Annotated in this window: 18 protein-coding genes and 2 pseudogenes; 8 read left to right on the plus strand and 12 right to left on the minus strand. The window is 49.7% G+C overall.

Going from position 1 to position 19,530, the window contains the following annotated elements; all coding sequences use genetic code 11:
* Positions 1–73 precede the first annotated feature (73 nt).
* From DCMF_RS19540 to DCMF_RS19555, 4 genes are read left to right on the plus strand one after another with little or no spacing between them, the layout of a single operon-like run.
* Positions 74–670, plus strand: a complete 597-nt coding sequence (locus DCMF_RS19540; protein ID WP_148135975.1) for a TetR/AcrR family transcriptional regulator — start codon at positions 74–76, stop codon at positions 668–670.
* Positions 671–726: 56 nt separating this feature from the next.
* Positions 727–3,345, plus strand: coding sequence for a phosphoenolpyruvate synthase (gene ppsA, locus DCMF_RS19545; RefSeq protein ID WP_148135976.1), 2,619 nt, complete (start codon positions 727–729; stop codon positions 3,343–3,345).
* 54 nt (positions 3,346–3,399) lie between these two features.
* Entirely contained in the window at positions 3,400–4,068 is a 669-nt protein-coding gene (locus tag DCMF_RS19550) for a hypothetical protein (RefSeq protein ID WP_236860070.1), read from the plus strand.
* A 32-nt stretch (positions 4,069–4,100) separates the two neighbouring features.
* Positions 4,101–4,448: a cupin domain-containing protein gene (locus DCMF_RS19555; protein WP_148135977.1), complete on the plus strand. Its 348-nt coding sequence runs from the start codon at positions 4,101–4,103 to the stop codon at positions 4,446–4,448.
* Positions 4,449–4,682: 234 nt separating this feature from the next.
* On the opposite strand, the gene DCMF_RS19560 is transcribed toward DCMF_RS19555, so the two are convergent.
* The gene (locus DCMF_RS19560; protein ID WP_148135978.1) at positions 4,683–5,354 is read right to left on the minus strand and encodes a DNA alkylation repair protein; all 672 of its coding nucleotides are present in this window, start codon (positions 5,352–5,354) and stop codon (positions 4,683–4,685) included.
* Between the two features lie 347 nt (positions 5,355–5,701).
* Between DCMF_RS19560 and DCMF_RS19565 the strand changes: the two genes are divergently transcribed.
* The 4 genes from DCMF_RS19565 (at position 5,702) to DCMF_RS19580 (ending at position 9,100) form a co-directional block, all read left to right on the plus strand.
* Entirely contained in the window at positions 5,702–6,436 is a 735-nt protein-coding gene (locus DCMF_RS19565) for a hypothetical protein (RefSeq protein WP_148135979.1), read from the plus strand.
* Positions 6,437–6,707: 271 nt separating this feature from the next.
* Positions 6,708–7,133, plus strand: a complete 426-nt coding sequence (locus DCMF_RS19570) for a MarR family winged helix-turn-helix transcriptional regulator (RefSeq protein WP_148135980.1) — start codon at positions 6,708–6,710, stop codon at positions 7,131–7,133.
* A gap of 118 nt (positions 7,134–7,251) precedes the next feature.
* Entirely contained in the window at positions 7,252–7,938 is a 687-nt protein-coding gene (locus DCMF_RS19575) for a DUF3786 domain-containing protein (protein ID WP_148135981.1), read from the plus strand.
* A 61-nt stretch (positions 7,939–7,999) separates the two neighbouring features.
* A complete protein-coding gene (locus tag DCMF_RS19580) occupies positions 8,000–9,100 on the plus strand; it encodes an NADH:flavin oxidoreductase (RefSeq protein WP_148135982.1) in 1,101 nt (366 codons plus the stop codon).
* 118 nt (positions 9,101–9,218) lie between these two features.
* Here the strand turns inward: DCMF_RS19580 and DCMF_RS19585 are convergent, their stop codons facing one another.
* The 11 genes and pseudogenes from DCMF_RS19585 to DCMF_RS19635 all read right to left on the minus strand — a co-directional run bounded on the left by DCMF_RS19585 (position 9,219) and on the right by DCMF_RS19635 (position 19,423).
* Positions 9,219–9,917 carry a glycosyltransferase family 2 protein gene (locus DCMF_RS19585; protein WP_148135983.1) on the minus strand — a complete coding sequence of 233 codons (699 nt, stop codon included), beginning with the start codon at positions 9,915–9,917 and terminating at the stop codon, positions 9,219–9,221.
* A gap of 226 nt (positions 9,918–10,143) precedes the next feature.
* Positions 10,144–10,461: a type II toxin-antitoxin system RelE/ParE family toxin gene (locus tag DCMF_RS19590; protein ID WP_148135984.1), complete on the minus strand. Its 318-nt coding sequence runs from the start codon at positions 10,459–10,461 to the stop codon at positions 10,144–10,146.
* Positions 10,442–10,717, minus strand: a complete 276-nt coding sequence (locus tag DCMF_RS19595) for a type II toxin-antitoxin system Phd/YefM family antitoxin (RefSeq protein WP_148135985.1) — start codon at positions 10,715–10,717, stop codon at positions 10,442–10,444. Before DCMF_RS19595 ends, DCMF_RS19590 begins: the two co-directional genes overlap by 20 nt.
* 439 nt (positions 10,718–11,156) lie before the next feature.
* Positions 11,157–11,873, minus strand: a pseudogene (locus DCMF_RS19600) (amino acid ABC transporter ATP-binding protein); the annotation flags it as partial.
* Positions 11,870–14,881, minus strand: coding sequence for an ABC transporter permease subunit (locus tag DCMF_RS19605; protein ID WP_214658744.1), 3,012 nt, complete (start codon positions 14,879–14,881; stop codon positions 11,870–11,872). The pseudogene DCMF_RS19600 and the gene DCMF_RS19605, both read right to left, overlap by 4 nt.
* Positions 14,882–14,926: 45 nt before the next feature.
* Positions 14,927–15,388 (minus strand): DUF3574 domain-containing protein, encoded by a 462-nt coding sequence (locus tag DCMF_RS19610; RefSeq protein WP_148135988.1) that lies wholly within the window; start codon positions 15,386–15,388, stop codon positions 14,927–14,929.
* A gap of 23 nt (positions 15,389–15,411) precedes the next feature.
* Positions 15,412–15,612, minus strand: coding sequence for a GntT/GntP/DsdX family permease (locus DCMF_RS19615; protein ID WP_148135989.1), 201 nt, complete (start codon positions 15,610–15,612; stop codon positions 15,412–15,414).
* Positions 15,613–16,121: 509 nt separating this feature from the next.
* Positions 16,122–16,838: pseudogene (locus tag DCMF_RS30355) on the minus strand (amino acid ABC transporter ATP-binding protein); the annotation flags it as partial.
* Positions 16,839–16,840: 2 nt separating this feature from the next.
* Positions 16,841–17,527, minus strand: coding sequence for an ABC transporter permease subunit (locus DCMF_RS19625; RefSeq protein ID WP_148135990.1), 687 nt, complete (start codon positions 17,525–17,527; stop codon positions 16,841–16,843).
* Positions 17,528–17,556: 29 nt separating this feature from the next.
* Positions 17,557–18,438, minus strand: coding sequence for a transporter substrate-binding domain-containing protein (locus DCMF_RS19630; RefSeq protein WP_214658745.1), 882 nt, complete (start codon positions 18,436–18,438; stop codon positions 17,557–17,559).
* 61 nt (positions 18,439–18,499) lie between these two features.
* The gene (locus tag DCMF_RS19635; RefSeq protein WP_148135992.1) at positions 18,500–19,423 is read right to left on the minus strand and encodes a hypothetical protein; all 924 of its coding nucleotides are present in this window, start codon (positions 19,421–19,423) and stop codon (positions 18,500–18,502) included.
* Between the last annotated feature and the right edge of the window lie 107 nt (positions 19,424–19,530).

Below are 19,530 nucleotides of genomic sequence, written 5' to 3' on the forward strand. Positions count from 1 at the left end.
AGGTAGTCGCAAATGAAGGATTTTTTTTTGCTAATAATACGACTGCCTGGTCACACTATAGGAGGTAAAAGCAATGCCCAAAAATACCTTTTACAATTTAAGTGATGAAAAGAAAGGCCGCATATTCGACGCTGCCCTGCAGGAGTTCTCAACCCGGAGGTTCAGCGAGGCATCCCTTAACCAGATCATCAAGAATGCAGGTATACCTAAGGGCAGTTTCTATCAATATTTTGACAACAAAGAAGACCTCTATCTCTATATGATAGAAGTAGTTGGAAAAGAAAAGACAGAAATTCTCAGTAACGTGAAAGGAATGGATCCGGATGCAGACGTTTTTGAAGTGATTATGCATAGAACCAGAGAATTCCTGGAACGAGGAAAAGTAAAACCGGGATATGTCGAGGCAGCGATGCTGATGGAGATAGATAACAGTGAATTTATTAAGAAAATCCGTAAATCATCCACTGATAGATATGTAAAAATGCTTGAACATGATAAAGAGCGCGGTCTTATCAAACCGGAAGTTGATTCCGAACTTGTGATCAATATGATTTCCACATTCAATTTAAATGAGTATTTCAGGAACGGTTCAGACAAGGAAAGGTATTTAAAGATTCTGAGCGATGCTATCAAGATTATCAAGGAAGGCGTTGCAGTGTCTAAGGATTGACAGATATGATTACCTGGCCGGTTTGACATCCAAAATAAATAGAAAGGAGAATATGTATGAATTCATATGTACTTGGTTTTCGGGAAATCGATCAAACAAAGCTTGCGACGGTCGGGGGCAAAGGCGCCAACCTGGGGGAACTATCCAGGATTGAAGGAATACAAGTGCCGGAGGGCTTTTGCGTCACTACCGATGCGTATAAAGAAATGATTGGGAATAACGAGGAGTTTAATTCACTGCTGAAACAGTTGTCCCTTCTAAAAGCGGACAACAGGGAAGGTATTGGTGAAATCAGCGCGAAAATCCGCAAGGTCATCGAAGGAATCGCTATTCCGAAAGGCATCGATCAGGAGATTACCCGTCATCTTGAACAGCTTGGTGAAAAAAATGCCTATGCCGTGCGTTCCAGTGCCACGGCGGAGGATCTGCCGACGGCCTCCTTTGCGGGACAGCAGGATACGTATTTAAATATTATCGGAAAGGAAGCGATCCTCAGGCACATCAGCAAGTGCTGGGCATCGCTTTTTACGGACCGGGCAGTGATCTACCGCATGCAGAACAATTTCGACCACAACAAGGTCCAGTTGTCTGTGGTCATCCAGAGGATGGTTTTCCCAGAGGCGGCGGGGATCATGTTTACGGCCGATCCAGTCACGTCCAACAGGAAGGTTGCATCCATCGACGCCAGCTTTGGGCTGGGCGAGGCTCTGGTCTCCGGCCTGGTAAACGCAGATAACTATAAGGTACGTGACGGCAGAATCATTGATAAGAAGATATCCGCTAAGAAGCTGGCTATCTATGCCTTAAAAGAAGGTGGAACTGAGGAGAAGAAGATTGAGGCTGAACATCAGAATAGGCAGACGCTGACAGACGAGCAGATTTTGGAGCTTGAGAAAACAGGCAGACGGATTGAAGCCTATTTTAGCCGCCCCCAGGATATCGAATGGTGCCTGTACGAGAATAAATTCTTTATCGTCCAGAGCCGTCCCATCACTACCTTATACCCCATACCGGACGTGCAGGATGGGAAAAACCATGTGTATATGTCTTTCAGCCATCAACAGATGATGACCGATGCCATGAAACCATTGGGGGTATCTTTTTTTCAGCTATTGTCTGACGAGTTTCCCCTGATTCAAGTCGGCGGAAGGTTGTTCTTCGATATCGCGCACGATTTGGCTTCTCCCACGGGACAAAAGATCGTAGTCATGGCTGCGGGCAAAATGGACCCTCTCATGCATAACGCGATCAAGAGCATAATGAAGCGAAAAGCCTTTATGAAATCATTGTCGCGCGGTAAAAAAGCCTTCAGTATGGGTTCCGGGTATTTCTCATGGGAGCTGCCCGTTCAGTTTATCAAGATATACCGCAGCAACGATACAGCCATCGTTCAGACTCTAATGTCCCAGAATGAAGCGTCTATTAGAGATCTGCAGCAAAGGATTGCAAGCCTGTCCGGGGACGAACTGTTTGCCTTCATTATAGAAGCTCATAAGCAATTAAAAGAAGCTATGTATAAAGGCATGGGAACGGTTTATGTCGGGATATATGCAGTGAGTTGGATTAATAAGAAAATGGAAAAATGGCTGGGCGAAAAGAGTGCAGCAGATTCGCTTTCCCAATCGGTACCCAACAATGTCACATCGGAAATGGGGCTAGCGCTGTTGGATGTAGCAGACGTCGTCCGGCAATATCCCGCAGTGATGGAGTATTTCCAACAGGCCAATAATGTGACTTTTTTTGAGGATTTGGCCAAGTTGGAAGGCGGCAATGCTGTCAGCAAATCCATACGAGCGTATCTTGAAAAATACGGCATGCGTTGCTCCGGTGAGATCGATATCACCAGGCCCCGCTTCAGCGAACAGCCGACCGTGCTCGTCCCCATGATTTTCAGCAACATCAAGAACTTTGAGCCGAATGCTCATAACACTATATTTGAGCAGGGCCTGCTGGAAGCTAAGCAGAAGGAACAGGATCTCCTCAACCGTTTGGAACAGTTGCCCGGTGGAAAACAAAAGGCCAAAAAGACGAGGAAGATGATTAGCCGTTTGCGCAATTTCACCGGCTTTCGGGAATACCCGAAATATATCATGGTCGGGTATTACTGGGTCATCAAGCAAGCCCTGCTGAAGGAAGCCGTTAAGCTCGTGCAAAAGGGGGTTATCCGGGAAAAGGAGGATATCTACTATCTATCTTTTGAGGAACTCCGGGAGGTCGTTCGTACAAACCGGCTGGATTACGGCATCATAACGAAGCGAAAAGAGGAATACGAGGTCTATGAGAAGCTGACGCCACCGCGGATAATGACGTCCGAGGGCGAGATTATATCCGGTGAATACGATACCGGCAGCATCCCGAAAGGTGCTTTGGCGGGTATACCCGTTTCATCCGGAACTATTGAAGGCCGGGCACGGGTCATTTTAAGAATGGAGGATGCCGACATAGAGGAGGGCGATATTTTGGTCACCGTATTTACCGACCCAAGTTGGACGCCGGTATTTGTCTCGATCAAAGGCTTGGTGACAGAAGTTGGCGGGATGATGACCCACGGTGCTGTAATTGCCAGAGAATACGGCCTGCCTGCGGTTGTAGGCGTGGAAAACGCTACCAGGTTCATTAAAGACGGACAGCGGATCCGGGTAAACGGAGCGGAAGGGTATGTAGAAATACTGTAAGGTGCTGAGACGATATTTTCGAGTCCAAGAATCCCGGAAGAAAGGACGGAGCAAATGAACGCTGACATCGCTGCTTTCAAGAAACAACTGAAGGACAAAGGAACGAAAGGATTAGTAATAGACCTTGATGAGACACTTTCATGGACAGTCTATTACATGGCCGGCGAACTTGCGAAGCTTTATGGAAATCCCCAGAATCTATCTGTTGAAGAATTATGCGAAAGAATGAATGCTCGTGATATTCCCTTTTGGAATGTTGAAGAAGTTCGAAAGTGGGGGATTCAAGCCCTGGAATCGGAAGAAATGACGGAAGAGTATCCGATCATGGAAGGTTCCGATAAAGCGGTTGAGAAAATAAATCATGTTATCCCTGTAGTGGGTTACCTTACTTTAAGACAGACATCAGTCAGAGATGCTACAAAGAGATGGCTCGCGAAACATGGCTTTCCCGATGAACCGGTGATAACCAGGCCTAACAATTTAAAGCTTGAAGACGGAATGAAATGGAAAGCAGATACATTAGCATATCTCTATCCTCAAGTAATCGGTTCCATTGACGATACCCTTGATATTTTCAACTATTTACCAAGCAGTTATAAGGGAACCATTTTTTTGTATGGTCAAACGGATTACCCTAAAAGCGATCTGAACATTATTCCTTGTAAAACTTGGGATGACGTTTACAAGAAAGTAATAGAACACCAACTGGCACGCGGCGCATAATACTTTAAAACGCAAGAAAGGACTGAGCCAATTTGGAGAAAAACCAGTTTATCATGAATATTCCCCATGCGGAGAGCGTGAGCCTGGAAAGTTTGGTGGAGTATCAAAGCGGACAGTTGGTTAGCCTGACGATTGCCCAATTGCCCAATATCAACATTATATTGTTTGCTATAGACCAAGGGGCCCAGGGGGACGCGATTAACGCTCACAGCGCTCCGGGGGACGCCCTGTTACAGATCCTGGACGGGGCTGCGGAGATCACAATCGGTGAGAAAACCCTCACCGTCAAAAAAGGGGAATCTGTAGTCATGCCGGCCAATGTGCCGCATGCTTTGGCAGCAAAAGAACGGTTTAAGATGCTGCTGATCTTTATTAAGTAATGAGAAACGGTATAGCCATATCATGATATATTTATGTGTGTTGAATATAGAAGGGTACTGCATCAATATGGCTTTGGAATAATCTACAAAAATGGCTTGATTGCGATCATCAAGCCGTTTTTTCTGTCTGAACCTGAGATATTTAGTAGGCTTTTGACAATTATCTGATAGGTTTCTGACAATTTTCTACCATATTCTATGATAAGAATTTCTTTTTATATTTGGGTATAAAGTTTAATTTTTTCTTTTCTTTATACCTGCCGCAATCCAATCCGGAGCGTAGGCGGAAGTACAACCTTTCGACACTTTCAAATCCCGGTACACCCCTAAAGTTTTACCAAGGGCGATACACCGCTCCGTAAATTGCGGATAGCGTATCCCTATTTCACACAAAGCGTGATTCATTGCCCATTGTTTCCCTGGGGTAGCAGTTTGCAATTCGGCTTCAATCGTTGTAAGGAGCTCTTCCAGCGCATTATTCGTCAATTTACCGCCGGAAATTTTATGAACAATCAGGTTCCAGCCTGCTCGTCCTAAGTTATCCTTACCCGAGGCCGACCATTCTTCCGCAAGAATATCCGCATCTTTGTGACGGCTGACAACTTCACAGACGAACTTATCAATCATATCAGGATACGTCAATGGAGAAACCATACTTCGTACTTCATCCAACGTTAGTTTTTTGGTGTCGGACAGCATACAGGAAAGCCATTGGGCATCCGTGTTTCCGCTCTGCCAAAGCTCTAATGCCAATTCATGATTTGTCTTTAATTGATTGGCCAGTTTCCGTAGTTCCCCCAGTAAAACGCCGTAAGTATTTTCACCTGCGCCGTTCTTTATATACATCTGTTTTCGTTTTTCGTTACCTAAATCGCAAAGTATTGCGAGTATCTCATTTTTTGTCATTTTTATCACACCTCTGAAGTTTGCCTCTCAAAGTATTGCCTTAAAATATCCCATAGTATTTCATTTTGAAATATTTTAATACATAAAACAAAAGAAATCGATTGAATGCATTCGACTTCTTTCAAAAAAATTTGAGAAGTTAGGTAATAACATTCTTTTCTTCTAGCATTTTCTTCTTAACTCAAAGATCAAAAGCATGCAGGGAAATTCTCAGGCTTTTTGGTTTAATCACATTTTAGCCATTTTTCTCATAAGATACATTATATGCTGCACTAAAATTCCTTACATAGTGTCAAAATGCAACTCTTTATTCACACAAAAATTTTATTTTAAGGAGTATTAATAAATTGGACAAGATAAAAAATCAAAAGTTTGCTACTGGTGATTCTTTTAAAGCAAAATTTGCACAAAGAAAACATATTAAACAGATAGCTTCAAATATATCTTTAAATCTGATTTCAGTATCTGTACTGCCTCAAAACGCAAAATGGTCCGATATGGAAGGTTTTGTCGCAAGGAAGTATGGGCCATTTGGATTTAACTTTCGAAATGTAAATGAAGATATTATAGCAGGAATGACCTTCTATGTCTCTTATAATTGCCACGGTCAATTTAACTCTGCGGGTCAATATTTAGCTGAAGCAACTATTTCACCAAGAGATATCTTTGCTAACCCCGAATACTATCTTACTTGTAATGTTACTGCCAGCAATCCTATAAATTATGGGACTAAAGCAGATCCCATAGCTGGTGTAATCCTAAAAGTGCAAATGCAAGTTAAAAGTTATCATAAGCTCAAATCAAACCCGCATTATGCCTTGGAAAACTCGATAGTACCAAAAGTGCTATCAAATTCAGACGAACCAATGAATGACATAAATTTAATTGCGGCCAATGATTCCTCAAAAGCAATAGATTCAAAAGCCATCATTTCTTCCGCGTATTCTCATGATACAGAAAGTGTAACAGCTTCAGAAACCCTATGCTATAAAGGAAGTAGATCTAATGCAGAAGAACAATATTTAAATGTTATTGTTCGCGGCGATTGTCAAGTAGCTCTTATTAGTGCCTATGGTTATTAGCGGCATCATCGCTGTAGATGACAGTAAAATGGCATTGCAAAAAATTTGACAGAATAAAAAGGGAGCATCATCTTTTTTAAGCGACTAAACCAAACACTCCAAAGGATGGTGCCCCTCTCCATGTCATGGGCATGTCAAGGGGACAGGTCCCTTGACATGATCCTGCGATCAACCCGAATTCAGTTACCGCAATAAGCCTTTTAAAGATTTTTTTGACAATCACACCCAAAAACATTAATATATTTGTATACAAATAAATTGAGGTGTGCTGATGTCCTTTTTTTCTCCCTCACACTATGTATGTTTTAAATTAAGCCGGGCCATGCGCAGGGTTCAGCGTTATTACGAGCTGAATCTGGCATCTTTGGAGATCACACCGGTGCAGTTTTATGTCCTGAGTTCCCTTTGGGAAGCCGATGGCGTCAAATTCAAAGAACTGGCCCAAAAACTGAGTATGGACGGGGCGACTCTCACCGGTATTCTGGACCGGTTGGAACGCACGGGCTTTGTCACCAGAGAGGATGATCCGGAAGACCGGCGCTCCCTGCTGGTTTTTCTGGGGGAAAAAGCGAAACAGCACCAGGAGGAATTTCGCCGTTTGGCGGAGACCCTGGATAATGAAATTAGAGACCAGTTTGACAAAGAAGATTTTGCCACTTTTTTGCGCATGCTGGACCAAATCGGCAAGGGTCATTAGAAAGATATCTTATGTGAGGGATCATTTTACCTCAATTGTTTGCACGCAAATAATTTGCCGGCAAAGATTTGCTGCACAGAAGCCCATGAAAGGATAGACCGGATCAGCGGTGAATGAAATGAAAAGAAATGCTGAGCTGGAGGATGGTGAGAATATGCTTGAATATATGATCGAAAGAGGAAATGTGGGTTCCTATCAAAACACGTATGATCATACGCTGAGAATCTTTGCCTCGAAAGATCCGAAAACAATGGCCGATCACAGCGGTACGGAATTTGACGCCGAAAAATCCGAATTTACGCTGGAGAGCCTGGGGCAAAAGCTGCACATCAAATTTCCTGAGGGGACGATCCGGTTCAGCGGTTCAAATCTGGCTCCCCTCTGGCCCTGGCGCCTCATTATGCTCAACCACCTGGCCCGGGCGGACAATGCGCCCCTTTCCCGGGAGGTGATCCCTTTTCGCGAGACGGAAAGCGGCAATATCTTTCATCCTGCCTTTCTGAAAAGAAGCATTCATCCTCTGATCAACCATTTTTCTGATAAACCGGTAGAGAAGATCAAAAGCGCTTGCCTCCAATTGGGGGCTCAATTGCAAGAAGGCGCCGACGTCTGCGCGATTTTTCCCTTCCTGCCCAGATTTCCCGTGATCCTTAAAATCTGGCTCAAAGACGAGGAGATGAACGGTTCCGCCAATATCCTGTTTAATGCCAGTGCCAATCATTATCTCCACACCGAAGATATTGCTGTGGCGGGATCGACCGTGGTAAATTTTCTGATCGCTCAGTACGAATGCATGTTTTCTTAGACTAAACCTGCCCATGGTTTATTATGGGCAGATCAAGCATCGCTGCGAGGAGATGATTAAAATGAAATCCTTATTTGATGAAACACAATTGGCCGGCATGAAGATGAAAAACCGGTTTATTCGTTCCGCAACCTATGATGGGCTGTCGGATGAGCGCGGGCACATGACGGAGGAGCTGTTCCGGATCTATGCGCATCTGGCAGAGGGAGGAGTAGGCACAATTATCACCGGACTGGCCTTTGTCACAGATGAAGAACAGACCTATCCCGGCCAGATGGGGATCAGCGACGATTCCTTTATTGAGGAATACAAGAGGCTGACGGCAGCAACCCACAGGCATCAGGCCAATATTATCCTGCAGCTGGCCTGCCTGGGCTCCCAGACTTACCTGCGGGACCCGGCTAAAAAGATATGGGGGCCAAGCGCCGTTGAAGATTTGAGCAGCAAAATTACCCCTCAAGAAATGACCCGGGAGGATATTCTTTTCGTCCAGACCGCTTTTGCCGATGCGGCCTTGAGGGCCAAACAAGCCGGTTTTGACGGCGTGCAGATCCATGCCGCCCACGGCTATCTATTAAGCAAATTTTTAACCCCTTATTATAACCGGAGAAGGGACGGATATGGCGGCAGCATTGAGCATCGGGCCGGAATGATTTTAGATACCTATCGCGCTATCCGGGAAAAGGTAGGCCCCGAATATCCCGTTTTGATCAAAATCAATAGTGAAGATTATATGGAGCAGGGGATGACTTTTGCCGAATGCCGATACCTGTGCCGGGAACTGGCGGAACTGGGAATCGACGCCATTGAAATCAGCGGAGGCAGTTCCTCGTCCCGTCCCAACGAAGGTCCCTTAAGAAAAGTAACTCCGGAACAGGAACCCTATTTCAAGGCCTATGCCGGGGAAATCGCCCAAGAAATCAAGGTGCCGGTGATCCTGGTGGGGGGCAATCGGGATTTTGACATGCTCACCGGGATTCTGCATCAGACGCCCATCGAATATCTCTCCCTTTGCCGCCCGCTGATCTGTGAAAGCGATCTCATTGACCGCTGGCAAGGAGGAGACCGGAAACCGGCAAAATGCGTGTCATGCAGCAGGTGCTTTTTGCGTTATGGCGCGGACCGGTGCGTTCTGAACCGCCGGAAAAAATCCGGCGTGTAAGGCAAACCTTTTCCAACCGGGGATGACAAGCCGCCGGTAATCAAGAGAATGGTCCTGCAGGGATGAAAAGCCATTCAGTATTCATAGGGAATCCGGGCGTAACACTTTTACATGGAGGCTAAAGATTTACCCAGGGCCTAAAGTCAGAGACCTGTGCGACAACCCGGCAATATTGTTTCATGAATTGATTATTATCCAATTTGTAAGTATGCAGGCTAAGATCATTTCGGCGGATATAGGCAAAATTGTATTTGTCTACGGCAAAAATTTTAATGCCGTTTTTGGTGCAATCTGCTCCAAATTGTTCGTCCGCAACATCAGCATCAACAAACTGTACCTTTTCAAAAATGCTTTTTTTCATGAACAGGGTACAGCCAATAATATAGTCAACATAGCTTTTTTCTCTGCCGGGATGGATCAGGGCCAGAATTTTTTCCTCTTCAAAAAAGACAAAGTGCGTTTTCTTTCCCAAAAGACCGGCATCGCTGAAAGGAGCTATTTCCATAAATTCACTTAAATACCTGGGACCGTAATAATCATCATGATCAAAATTAGCAATGTAAGGGTAACTGGTTTGCCTGACAGCACAGTTTAAACATGCTCCTGCAGAGTAGCTTTCCGGCACCTGGATGATTTTTACATTCTGATATGATTTCGCTTTCCTGTACCAATCGGCAATATTTAGACTGTGGTTGTTCAGGATGATAATTAATTCCTTTAAAGGATAGGTTTGTCTGGAGTAATTGGCGAATATATTGTCCATATAAAAGGGGAGATGGGTACAGGTAATAATTGATACACTATTTTGGCTGTTCATTTGCCTGCTCCATAATTTAGTTATTTGACCGGGTACTTGTCTAATACAAAAATATGATTCCTTTCCTAAAATAGTGACACAATTTTTACTTATCGTTATGGGGATCAGGCTACTCCAAAGGCCCTCTGCTTTTGGTCCTCATGCAATTTACTGAGAATGGCACCGCAGTCATGAAAAAGCCGTTGCATCAGTCCAGCTGTGCAATGGCTTCTATTTATTCTTCTGTTTATTCTATCATATCTTTCAGAAGGCGAGAGTAGTTCCTGGCACCGTGTAAAATGCGGTAGACAATGACCTGATTGCCGATAAAGCGGTAGAAAGCGATATAGGGGTCAATAATGACCATTCTGAAGCTAAATTTTTTAAGAGAACGGTCGAGAAGCGGCGCGCCGGAATGGGGATAATTCTCAAGACGCTCCAGGGACTGCATAATACTTTCAAGTATTTCGTTTGCCGCATGGGGATTTTCCGCCATGATATAGTCGAATATTTCATCTAAGTCTAAATAGGCGGCAGGCAGTAACTCAACGCGATACCGTTCCATTGATTTTCTCCTTCAGCCGCTTGTGCGCTTCATTAAGCGAAATTGTCGGCTCGCCTGCAAGACGTTGCTGTTCGGCAAAAAGAAGTTTTTCACGCAGATCAAGCATGGCTTCCCGGCGCTCAAAGGCTTCAATGCTCATCACGACAAGATCCCCCTCACCGTTGCGCGTAATGTATACCGGTTCGGCTTTTTCATGGGCAAGTTTTGCAATGGCATTATAATCATTCCGGAGTGTAGTGGATGACTTTATAATCATATGGGTATCTCCTGATTAAATTATTCTACTATTATTATATGATAATTAAGTTAGAATATAAAGAGAAAAATACGAATTATAAAATAAGGGTGATATGGTTACCGCTGTCCCCGCTCCACGCATGCTCTTTGGTTAAGCCAAGCACCATCCTGACCGACAGCTCGTTGGCCTGCTCTGTAAATGGGTCAAAAGAGGGTCCGCTGTAGAAGATCGCTGCCTCGCAGGAGCCGTCCAGCTCTGAGACCGAGGCCGAGAACCGCAGGGGAAGCGCCTCGCCGCCCCGGCCCAGGAGGGTCTGGACGCACAGTTCCTCAAACACCAGCTGCAGATTGTTGATCTGTCGCAGGGACAGAAGCTGTTTACGACCGAATTCCTCAATGCCGGTGCTGACCTCAATGAAGTCGAAGGTAGGTGATTCTATCTCCCGTTCAAAGGTTTTGAGCCGTTTGACAAAGACCCGGGTGCGCTCTCGCCGGGGAGCGTCGAAGATCTGTTCAGGTGGGCCGTCCTCATAGATGCCGCCCTCGTCCATGTAAAGAACGCGGGTGGACACGTCCCTGGCGAATTTCATTTCGTGGGTGACGATCATCATAGTCAATCCCTCTTGGGCCAGGGACCGAATGACGGCCAGCACCTCGCCCACCATGGTGGGGTCCAGCGCCGAAGTGGGCTCGTCGAAGAGGATGATTTCCGGCTTCATGGCTAACGCCCGGGCAATGGCCACACGCTGCTTCTGACCGCCGGACAACTCGTCTGGGTAGTTGAGCGCCTTTTCGGCGAGACCCACGGTGGCCAGCAGGCGCATCCCCTCGTCGTATGCCTCCTGCCGGGACAGCTTTAACAAATCCACAGGACCCAGCATGATGTTCTCGATCACTGTCAGGTGAGAGAACAGGTTGAAGGACTGGAATACCATCCCCATTTTGCGTCGGACAGCGGAAATATCGGCGCCTTTTTTTGTAATGGTCTCTCCGTCCACAATGATTTCGCCGGCGGTGGGCGTCTCCAACAGATTGAGGCATCGCAGCAGCGTAGACTTGCCCGTGCCGGAGGGGCCGATGATGGAAATCACCTCGCCCTTTTCGATTTCCACGTTAACGTCAAAGAAAGGCGTCACGTTGGGATATGCTTTTTTCAAATGTTGAATGGAAATCATTTCATCACTACTCCTTTCACAGCGCGTTTACGGCGCTTGGGGTCCAGCCCGATTTCCAGACGCGACAGCAGCATGGTCAGGACATTCGCCACCAGGAAGTAGATGACCGCCGTGGCAATCAAGGGGAAGAAGGCCTCCAGGGTACGGCTGCGGATGATGTCGCTGACCTTGGTGAGATCCTGAATGGCGATATAGCCCACTACCGAGGTCATCTTGACCATGGAGATAAATTCGCCCTTGAAGACAGGCAGGAAATGCCGCGCCGCCTGGGGAAAGGTGATCTTCCAGAAGGTCTTGACCTTGGTGAAGCCCAGGGCGTGGGCTGCCTCAATCTGCCCTTTGTCCACCGCGTCGATGCCGGTACGCATCATCTCGGATACATAGACGCCAAAGTTGACTGCAAAACCGAAAATTGCCACCAAAATGGCTGAAATGTCCAACTTGCCGAAAATGATGTAGTAGAGGATCATCAGCAGCACCACAATAGGCGTTCCCTGGATGAGCCTGATAAAAGCCGCTGCGGGAAGGCATGCGAAACGCTTTTTGCTGCGCCGGAGCATACAGATGCCGAAGCCCATCAGTGAGCCGAGGAGTCCCGAGCAGATGGAGATGAGCACCGTGACCTCCAGACCGTCCAGCACCAGCTTCCAGCGGTTTTCCGTGAGAAAGGTGCGGGTAAAGCTGGCCTTCAAGCTGTCCCCGAAGCTCTCTTTCGTCTGAGTGGAAGCGGAAACCGAGAATCCGGTGACCTTGCGCACGATGAAATACAGCCCGCCGTCATAGTAGGAATCGCTCATATCCACCGTCTTCTTACGCTCGTCGGTAATGGACATACAGCCCACGGCGGCATCCGCCTTGCCGCTTTGGAGCATGGGGATCAGACCGGAGAAGTCCACGCCGGTGAACTCCACCTTGCGGTCCAGTATCTCGCCGATGCGCAGCATCAGCTCCAGATCATAGCCCACCGATTCGCCGCCCGGGCCGACATACTCCATCGGCTCCGCGGTGATGTCGTGAGCCACCTGCAATGTCCCATTCGCGCCGGGATAGTCAAGCTGCGGCAGAATTTTGACGCTCTCGTCGGCGCCGCCCCACTTTTCCTTCATCGCCTCCAGCGTACCGCCGGCCTTTAACTGGGCGATGGCGTCGTTCACCTGGGCGGTCAGGGGGCTGTCCTTTTGCAGCGCAACGCCATAGTGATCCTCCACAATCCGCTCGGGCAGGATGGTGAGGGCCGGGTTTTGCGCCACGGCCAGCTTGGCCAACGGTTCGTCGGCCGGCATGGCCTCCACCTTGCCGTTCTCCAGTGCCGCGAGCATGTCGGTACGGTTGTTGAAATAGCTGTAGGTCACATTGGGAACCACACTGTCAATCAAAATATCCGAAATGGTGCCGGTCTGGCAGGAAACCACCTTACCGGAGAGCTGGTTCAGGGCGGTGTACTGAGGCACACCTGTGTCCGTCACAGTTTCCTGTCGGGTCACCAGCACCTGGGGATTGGCGAAGTAGGGCGAGGTAAACAACAGCTTTTCCGCCCGTTCTGGTGTGCTATACATGCCAAGGGTCATGTCGGCCTTATTGCTGTCTATGGCAACGATGACCGCACCCAACTCCATGTCGAGATATTCGGCCTGATAGCCCAGCTCGTAGAGCACGCGGTCGATTAGCTCTATATCCAGCCCTGCGTATTGGCCGTTCAATAGGAACGTGGTCGGCTCCCGGGATGCAATGATGGCCACCTTGACCTTGGGCACGCCGGTCAACTTCGGCGTTTCCACAACGTCGTAATCGCTTCCGTCAGGCTTGATCCAATGGGAGATGATCTCGTCCATGGTGCCGTCGGCAAGGTACTTGTCCACCACAGCGCTGACCTTTTGGGCAAGCTCCGGTTGGTTTTTGCTGATCCCCAAGCAGACCTTTTCATCGGTCAGGGCATCGGAGGCGATCTCCAGGTTTTGGTTGCTGCGGATAAAACGCAGCGCGCTGGTGTAGTCCATCATGGCATAATCCAGCTTGCCCGCGTCCAGTGCCGCAGTGCTGTCCACGTAATTCTTAAAGCTCATCAGGTTGGCGTCGGGGTAGTGTTCCTCGGCATAGACCTCGTTGGTGGAGCCCTCCATCACACCGATGCGCGCGGATTCCACCGGTACACGCTGCGTATCGCTTTCGGACGTCTGTTTTTCCTCATTTTCCGCCCCGCCGTTGTCCTGTACCAGCAGGGCTGTCTGGGTCTGATAGAGAGGTGTGGAGAAATCCATGGTCTCCCGGCGCTCGGGGGTGGCGTTGAGATTAGCCAGAATGCAGTCGATAGCCCCGGTCTCCGCCGCCGAGGGGAAGCCGTCATAGTCGTAGACCTTGATCTCAAGGTCCGCGTTCAGATATAGCGCTAAACGCGCCGCCAGCTCCAGGTCATAACCTGTCAGCTCGTTACCTTTGTAATAACTGAACGGTTGTACCAGACCCGAGGTACCCACCTTTAGCGTCATAGTGGAATGCTCCGGCTTAGGAATGTCCGGCATGGTGTCGTCGGCGTTCACGACCCAGCGCTCAAACATATCGTCCAATGTGCCGTCGGCACGCAGTTTGGACAGACAGTTATTGATTTTCTGCTGCAAGTCGGGGATGCTGGACTTTCTGGAGATGCCGATGGCCACGTCATCGGTCGCCCCCACGTCGCCGGGGAGCACTTTGACGCCGTCAAGGCCGTTTGCAATGGCAAAGCCGAGCAGATACCGGTCAAAGGCGAAAGCATCCACCTTGCCCTGCTGGACTGCCAAATAGGCGTCCGGCAGGCTGTTGTAATATTTCATCTTTGCTTTGGGCAGGGCACTTTCCACTGCGTTCACTGCCGTAGCGCCGGAGGGCACGCCGATGGTATAGGCTGCGTCATTCATTTGCGAGGACTCGGTAACGGCCGGTTTTGTCTTGGAATTACAGCCTGCCAGCAGGCTTATAAGGGTTAGCAGGGTCAGCGCAAGCGCGACTGCCCTCGAAAGTTTCTGTCTCATGGGGATCACCTTTCTTTGCATTGGATTTTGGTGCGCTCTGGCTGCCTACTGACGCGCGTTGCCGCTGTAAAAAATAATGTCGGCGTCCGTCTTTTCAAGCACCAGCGCACTTTGATGAAAGGTTCCCAGCACCTCGTCCATGACAGCCTTTATCTGATCATCCGTCGCATTATAGAAGCAGTAAACCAGCGTGTCCTCCCGCACCTGCGTGCCCGTAGCGTCGAACCAATTTCCGTTGGCGCGGAAAACGGTGAAGCCCTCTACATGCTTTTCACAGATGGTGTCCACCTGCGCTTTCATTTCTTCTGTGGGAACCGGCTGGGTGTGGGTAGCCGGGTCATTGGTTCCAACGTACAGCATGTACTTGCTCGCCTGCTGCATGGGCTGCCCTGAGAAAGACGCCGCGTGGGTATGATCATAGATGAGCCAGCCCGCCAGCACTGCAAAGAGAAGCAGGCTGAGCGCCACCAGCGCCGCAAGCAGTCTGTTTATGTGTTTCTTTTCCATATTGCCTCCTGTTTTATGTTCAATCAAAGTAATACTGCTGAGAGAATCAGAACCCCGGCCAGCACGGACAGACCGCAAAAAAGGGTGGCCACTGTGTAGGTGCGGTAGCCGGTTTTCACATCCAGCCCGCCGAAGCCGGTGACTACCCAGAAAAAGCTATCATTGGCGTGAGAGACCACCATGGCCCCGCCGCCGATGGCGACGGTCGAAAACGCCGCGCTCATGGGCGGGCGCTGCCTTCCGGTTTGCTCCCTGCCGTGCTGTCGCTGCAGGCGGAGAGGGCTGCGCAGAGGGCTAGCGCGGCCAGAGTGACCGCCAAAAATTTTTTCAGCATGATGCTGTCTCCTCTCTTTTATAGCTTAATGATAATTTGATTGATGCCGTCACGGTAGGCGCAGGAAATTTCCCTCGCCACATTCCTTAGAATGGTCACCCCCAGATGCGCTTCGTCATCCTCGGGAACCGAGAATGGGTCATACTCGCTGCCGGCGCAGGTCAGCTCCAGCAGAATGGATTTGTCCGCCTCGCTGTAACTGATATTCACTTCCAGCTTCACCGCCGCGTCCTCGGCGACTGCACCGGAAAGCATTTCGTAAATCAGCTCCTCCGCGCAAAGCTGGAGCCGGTGGGCGAATTTGTCCCCGATGCCGTACTTCTCCGCAAAGCGCTGAATCCCGCCCTGAAGCTGCATCAGGTCGAAATCACGTTGGTCGATTTTCTGGGAGAAGTATTTCAGTTTTTGGATAAACGCCTTGGTTTTCGGCCTTTGCGGGTGGTCGAAAATTTCTTCCGGCGTGCCTTGCTCGTAAATGCCGCGCTCGTCAAGATAGAGGATTCGCGTACCCACCTCTCTGGCAAAGGCCATCTCGTGGGTCACGATAAGCATGGTCATGCCGCGCTTGGCAAGCATTCGCATAGTCGCCAGCACTTCGCCCACCATGGTAGGGTCCAGCGCGCTGGTCGGCTCGTCAAAGAGCATAATCTTCGGCTCCATGGCAAGACACCGGGCAATGGCAATACGCTGCTTCTGCCCGCCGGAGAGGACCCCCGGCATGGTGTGTTTCCGGCTCTCCAGACTCACCATTTTCAGCAGCTCTACGGCTTTTTGCTCAGCATCATCCCGGGACACGCCCCGCAGACGGATTGGAGCCAGCGTCAGGTTGTCCAACACATCCATGTGCTCGAAGAGATGAAACCCCTGATAGACCATGCCCATTTTCTGTCGGATGCGGTTGACATTCGCGCCCTTAGCGGTGATTTCATCGCCGTTAATGAAGATGTGCCCGGCATCCGGCGTTTCGAGCAAATCCAATGAGCGCAGAAATACGCTCTTGCCGCAGCCGGAGCCGCCGATGATGACAATGCGCTCTCCCTCCTCCACCGTGAGGGAGACGTCCCGCAGCACTTCTAAAGAGCCAAATGACTTGGAAAGATGTTCAACTCTGATCATGCTCATTGTGCCCGCCTCCTATCTGCTCTTTTGCTCGAAATGGTTTCTGCCAGAGTAAAGGCTCCGTAACACAGATAGGCAAGTGCCAGATATAGCAGCATTCCTACCAAAATCATGAACAGCGGCTGCATGGTGCGGCTGCCGATGTTGTTGATGACGCGGGTCAGATCTGTAATGGTTACATAGCCAACCACGCTGGTCCACTGAATCAAATTCACCAATGTGGACTGATAGGTAGGCTGTGCAATCTTCGCAGCCTGAGGCAGGGAAATGAGCCGAAATGCCTGCCAGCCGGAAAAGCCCAGCGTCCGCGCCGCCTCGGCCTGCATCTTGTCGGTGGCGGTCAGCGCGGCCCGGAAGCATTCCGCCGCATGGGCGGAGACATTTAGTGAAAAGGCCGCCACCGCAATGAGGGGTGCGGACAGGTCGCTGCGGGCAAAAACGACGTAGTACATCAGCATCAGCAGTAACAGCACCGGGCTGCCGCGCAGAACCGCGATATACACCGCCGCCGCACCCCGTATCAGACGGTTTTTGCACATTCTTGCGGCGCAGACCAGCGCACCCAGTGCCGTGCCGATTAGAACGGACAGCAGCGAAATCTCCACGGTCACCCAAAGACCTTTCAAAATAGTGAGACAGGAGCCGCCGTCGATAAGGGTTTTGTAAAAAATGTCACGAAAGGACATGGAATCACCCACTTTCTAAACACAACTTTTTATGCGCCGCCCGTTTTCAGCAGTCCGAAGCGGGTCAGAATGTCCTCATACGGGTAGTCCTTGGTGACGGCGGCACCGTAGGATTTGTGGTAGGGCTGGGTGATGCACACGCCGTCGGCGTCTGCATCCTCGGCCGAGTCGTCCACCATCATCCAGAACACCACGTCAATTTTTTTGCTGACCAGCGCCGTCAGGCGGGCGTCCACCTCTACCGTAGTCAGTTCAATGTTCATGCCAAGCCGCTCTCCCAGAGCGTTTGCAAAGGCTACATTGAACCCGGCCGGGGTACCGCCGGCGGAAACATAGTCAAACGGCGGCAGGCTGCCCGTCAGGCCGATGCGGATCGTTGGCGCACCCTCCGTTTTTGCCGGAGCCGCTGCTTCCTCCGGCAGTCCCTGCACGGAATAAATGTACCGATCTTCCAGAGCGGAAAGTGTGCCGTCCTCACGCAGTGCAGAAACTGCGCCGGCGAGCTGCTCCGCCAGCGCCGAATCCTCTTCCCGCGCCGCCATTGCGTAGGAATATACGACGCTGGCATCTACCGCCACCGTCAAATCCGGGTTTTCGCTCTGCATATATTTGGCGGTGTCATAGGGCAGATAGGCCCAGTCAATTTTTCCGCCGTTCAGCGCAAGCTGCAGCTCGGAGAGAGAATTATAGCTCTGGCGGTTGTACTCCCCGAAGGAGAGGGACGGATAGGGGGGCTCGGCGCAGAAGGACATCCGCTGCTCTTTTTCAAAATCCAGCATGGTAAGATATCCCTGCGTGGGAATGGCCTGCTCTTCCTCCTGCACGGCGGATTCCGTACCGCCGCAGCCGGCAAGCGTCAGCGGCATGATTGCCGCCAGCAATAGCGCAACAAGCTTTCCTGTAATTTTCATAATACTTGCTCCTTTTATCGTGTATTTTCGTTTGTCATCATGTCCTTCGTTTTCTTTCACATCAGTTCTGGGCTTCCAGAACATACAGTGTCATATCCTGCTCCGTGAGGACGGATTCTTCGGAAAGGGGTGTTTTGCCAGCTGCGTCCAAATATAGGGCAAAACCCTCGTCACAATCCCAGGAGAATGTTTCTCCTTTAGGGATTCGAGCAGTTCGCCTGCTGCCATCGGGCATTTGGACGGCCACAGTGTACTTTTCTGCGTCCAGATAGCTCTGCACTGCGTCAGTGTACTGCACCTCCCGGTCATAAAGCATCACGCCGGAGGCGATTTGGGACTCCGAGCCATCGGGACGGCGGAGGCTAAAATCAATGGACAGCACGCGGAAATCATCGGCGGCAAAGACAGTCGTTGTAACCATCTTGTCCTCGGTAGTGGCCGGCCAGGTCTCTGAGAGCTGATCGGCAAAGTCCTGATCAATGTCCGCCTGGGTTTTGCACACCAGATTACCGCTGGCATCGGTGACCTGGGAGATAAATGCGCTGTCAGACACCATAAACAGATAGTCGCTGACCTTGGCATCTTTTGTGGCGGAGAGATGATAGGCGGATTCACCCTTCTCCCGAGAGAAGGTAAAGCAATCCGTTCGATAGCCGGTATAGCCGGAGTCGTCTTCCGTGGCGCAGTAATTCCCGTTTTCGTCCTTAAAATAGGTCATATGCATGGTGTTTCCGCCGATGTAGTCCAGCTGGGCGTAGGTGATGGTCTTGTAGTTTTCCAGCAAGTGAGCCGCCGTATTGACCTCGGATGCCTTGTCCATGGTCAGTGCAGGGGCGGCCGAGAGATTGGGCGCAGACGTATTCTGACACCCAGAGAGCAGGCCCAGCGTTATCGCAAGCGTCAAAGCCAGAGTTGGGAATCCTTTTTGTTTCATAGTGCCTCCTGTACTTTCGTGGGATTGCTCCCTTTTATTTCGCTCCTTCAAATGCCGTGATCGGCCGGTCAAACCGTGCGGTGAACGCGCCGATGTAATCGCCGTTTTCAATGTCCGCCCCGGTCATGCCCGCAGCATACTGGTGAACAGACCATCCT

The organism is Candidatus Formimonas warabiya (assembly GCF_002777255.1).
Lineage (GTDB): Bacteria > Bacillota > Dehalobacteriia > Dehalobacteriales > Dehalobacteriaceae > Formimonas > Formimonas warabiya.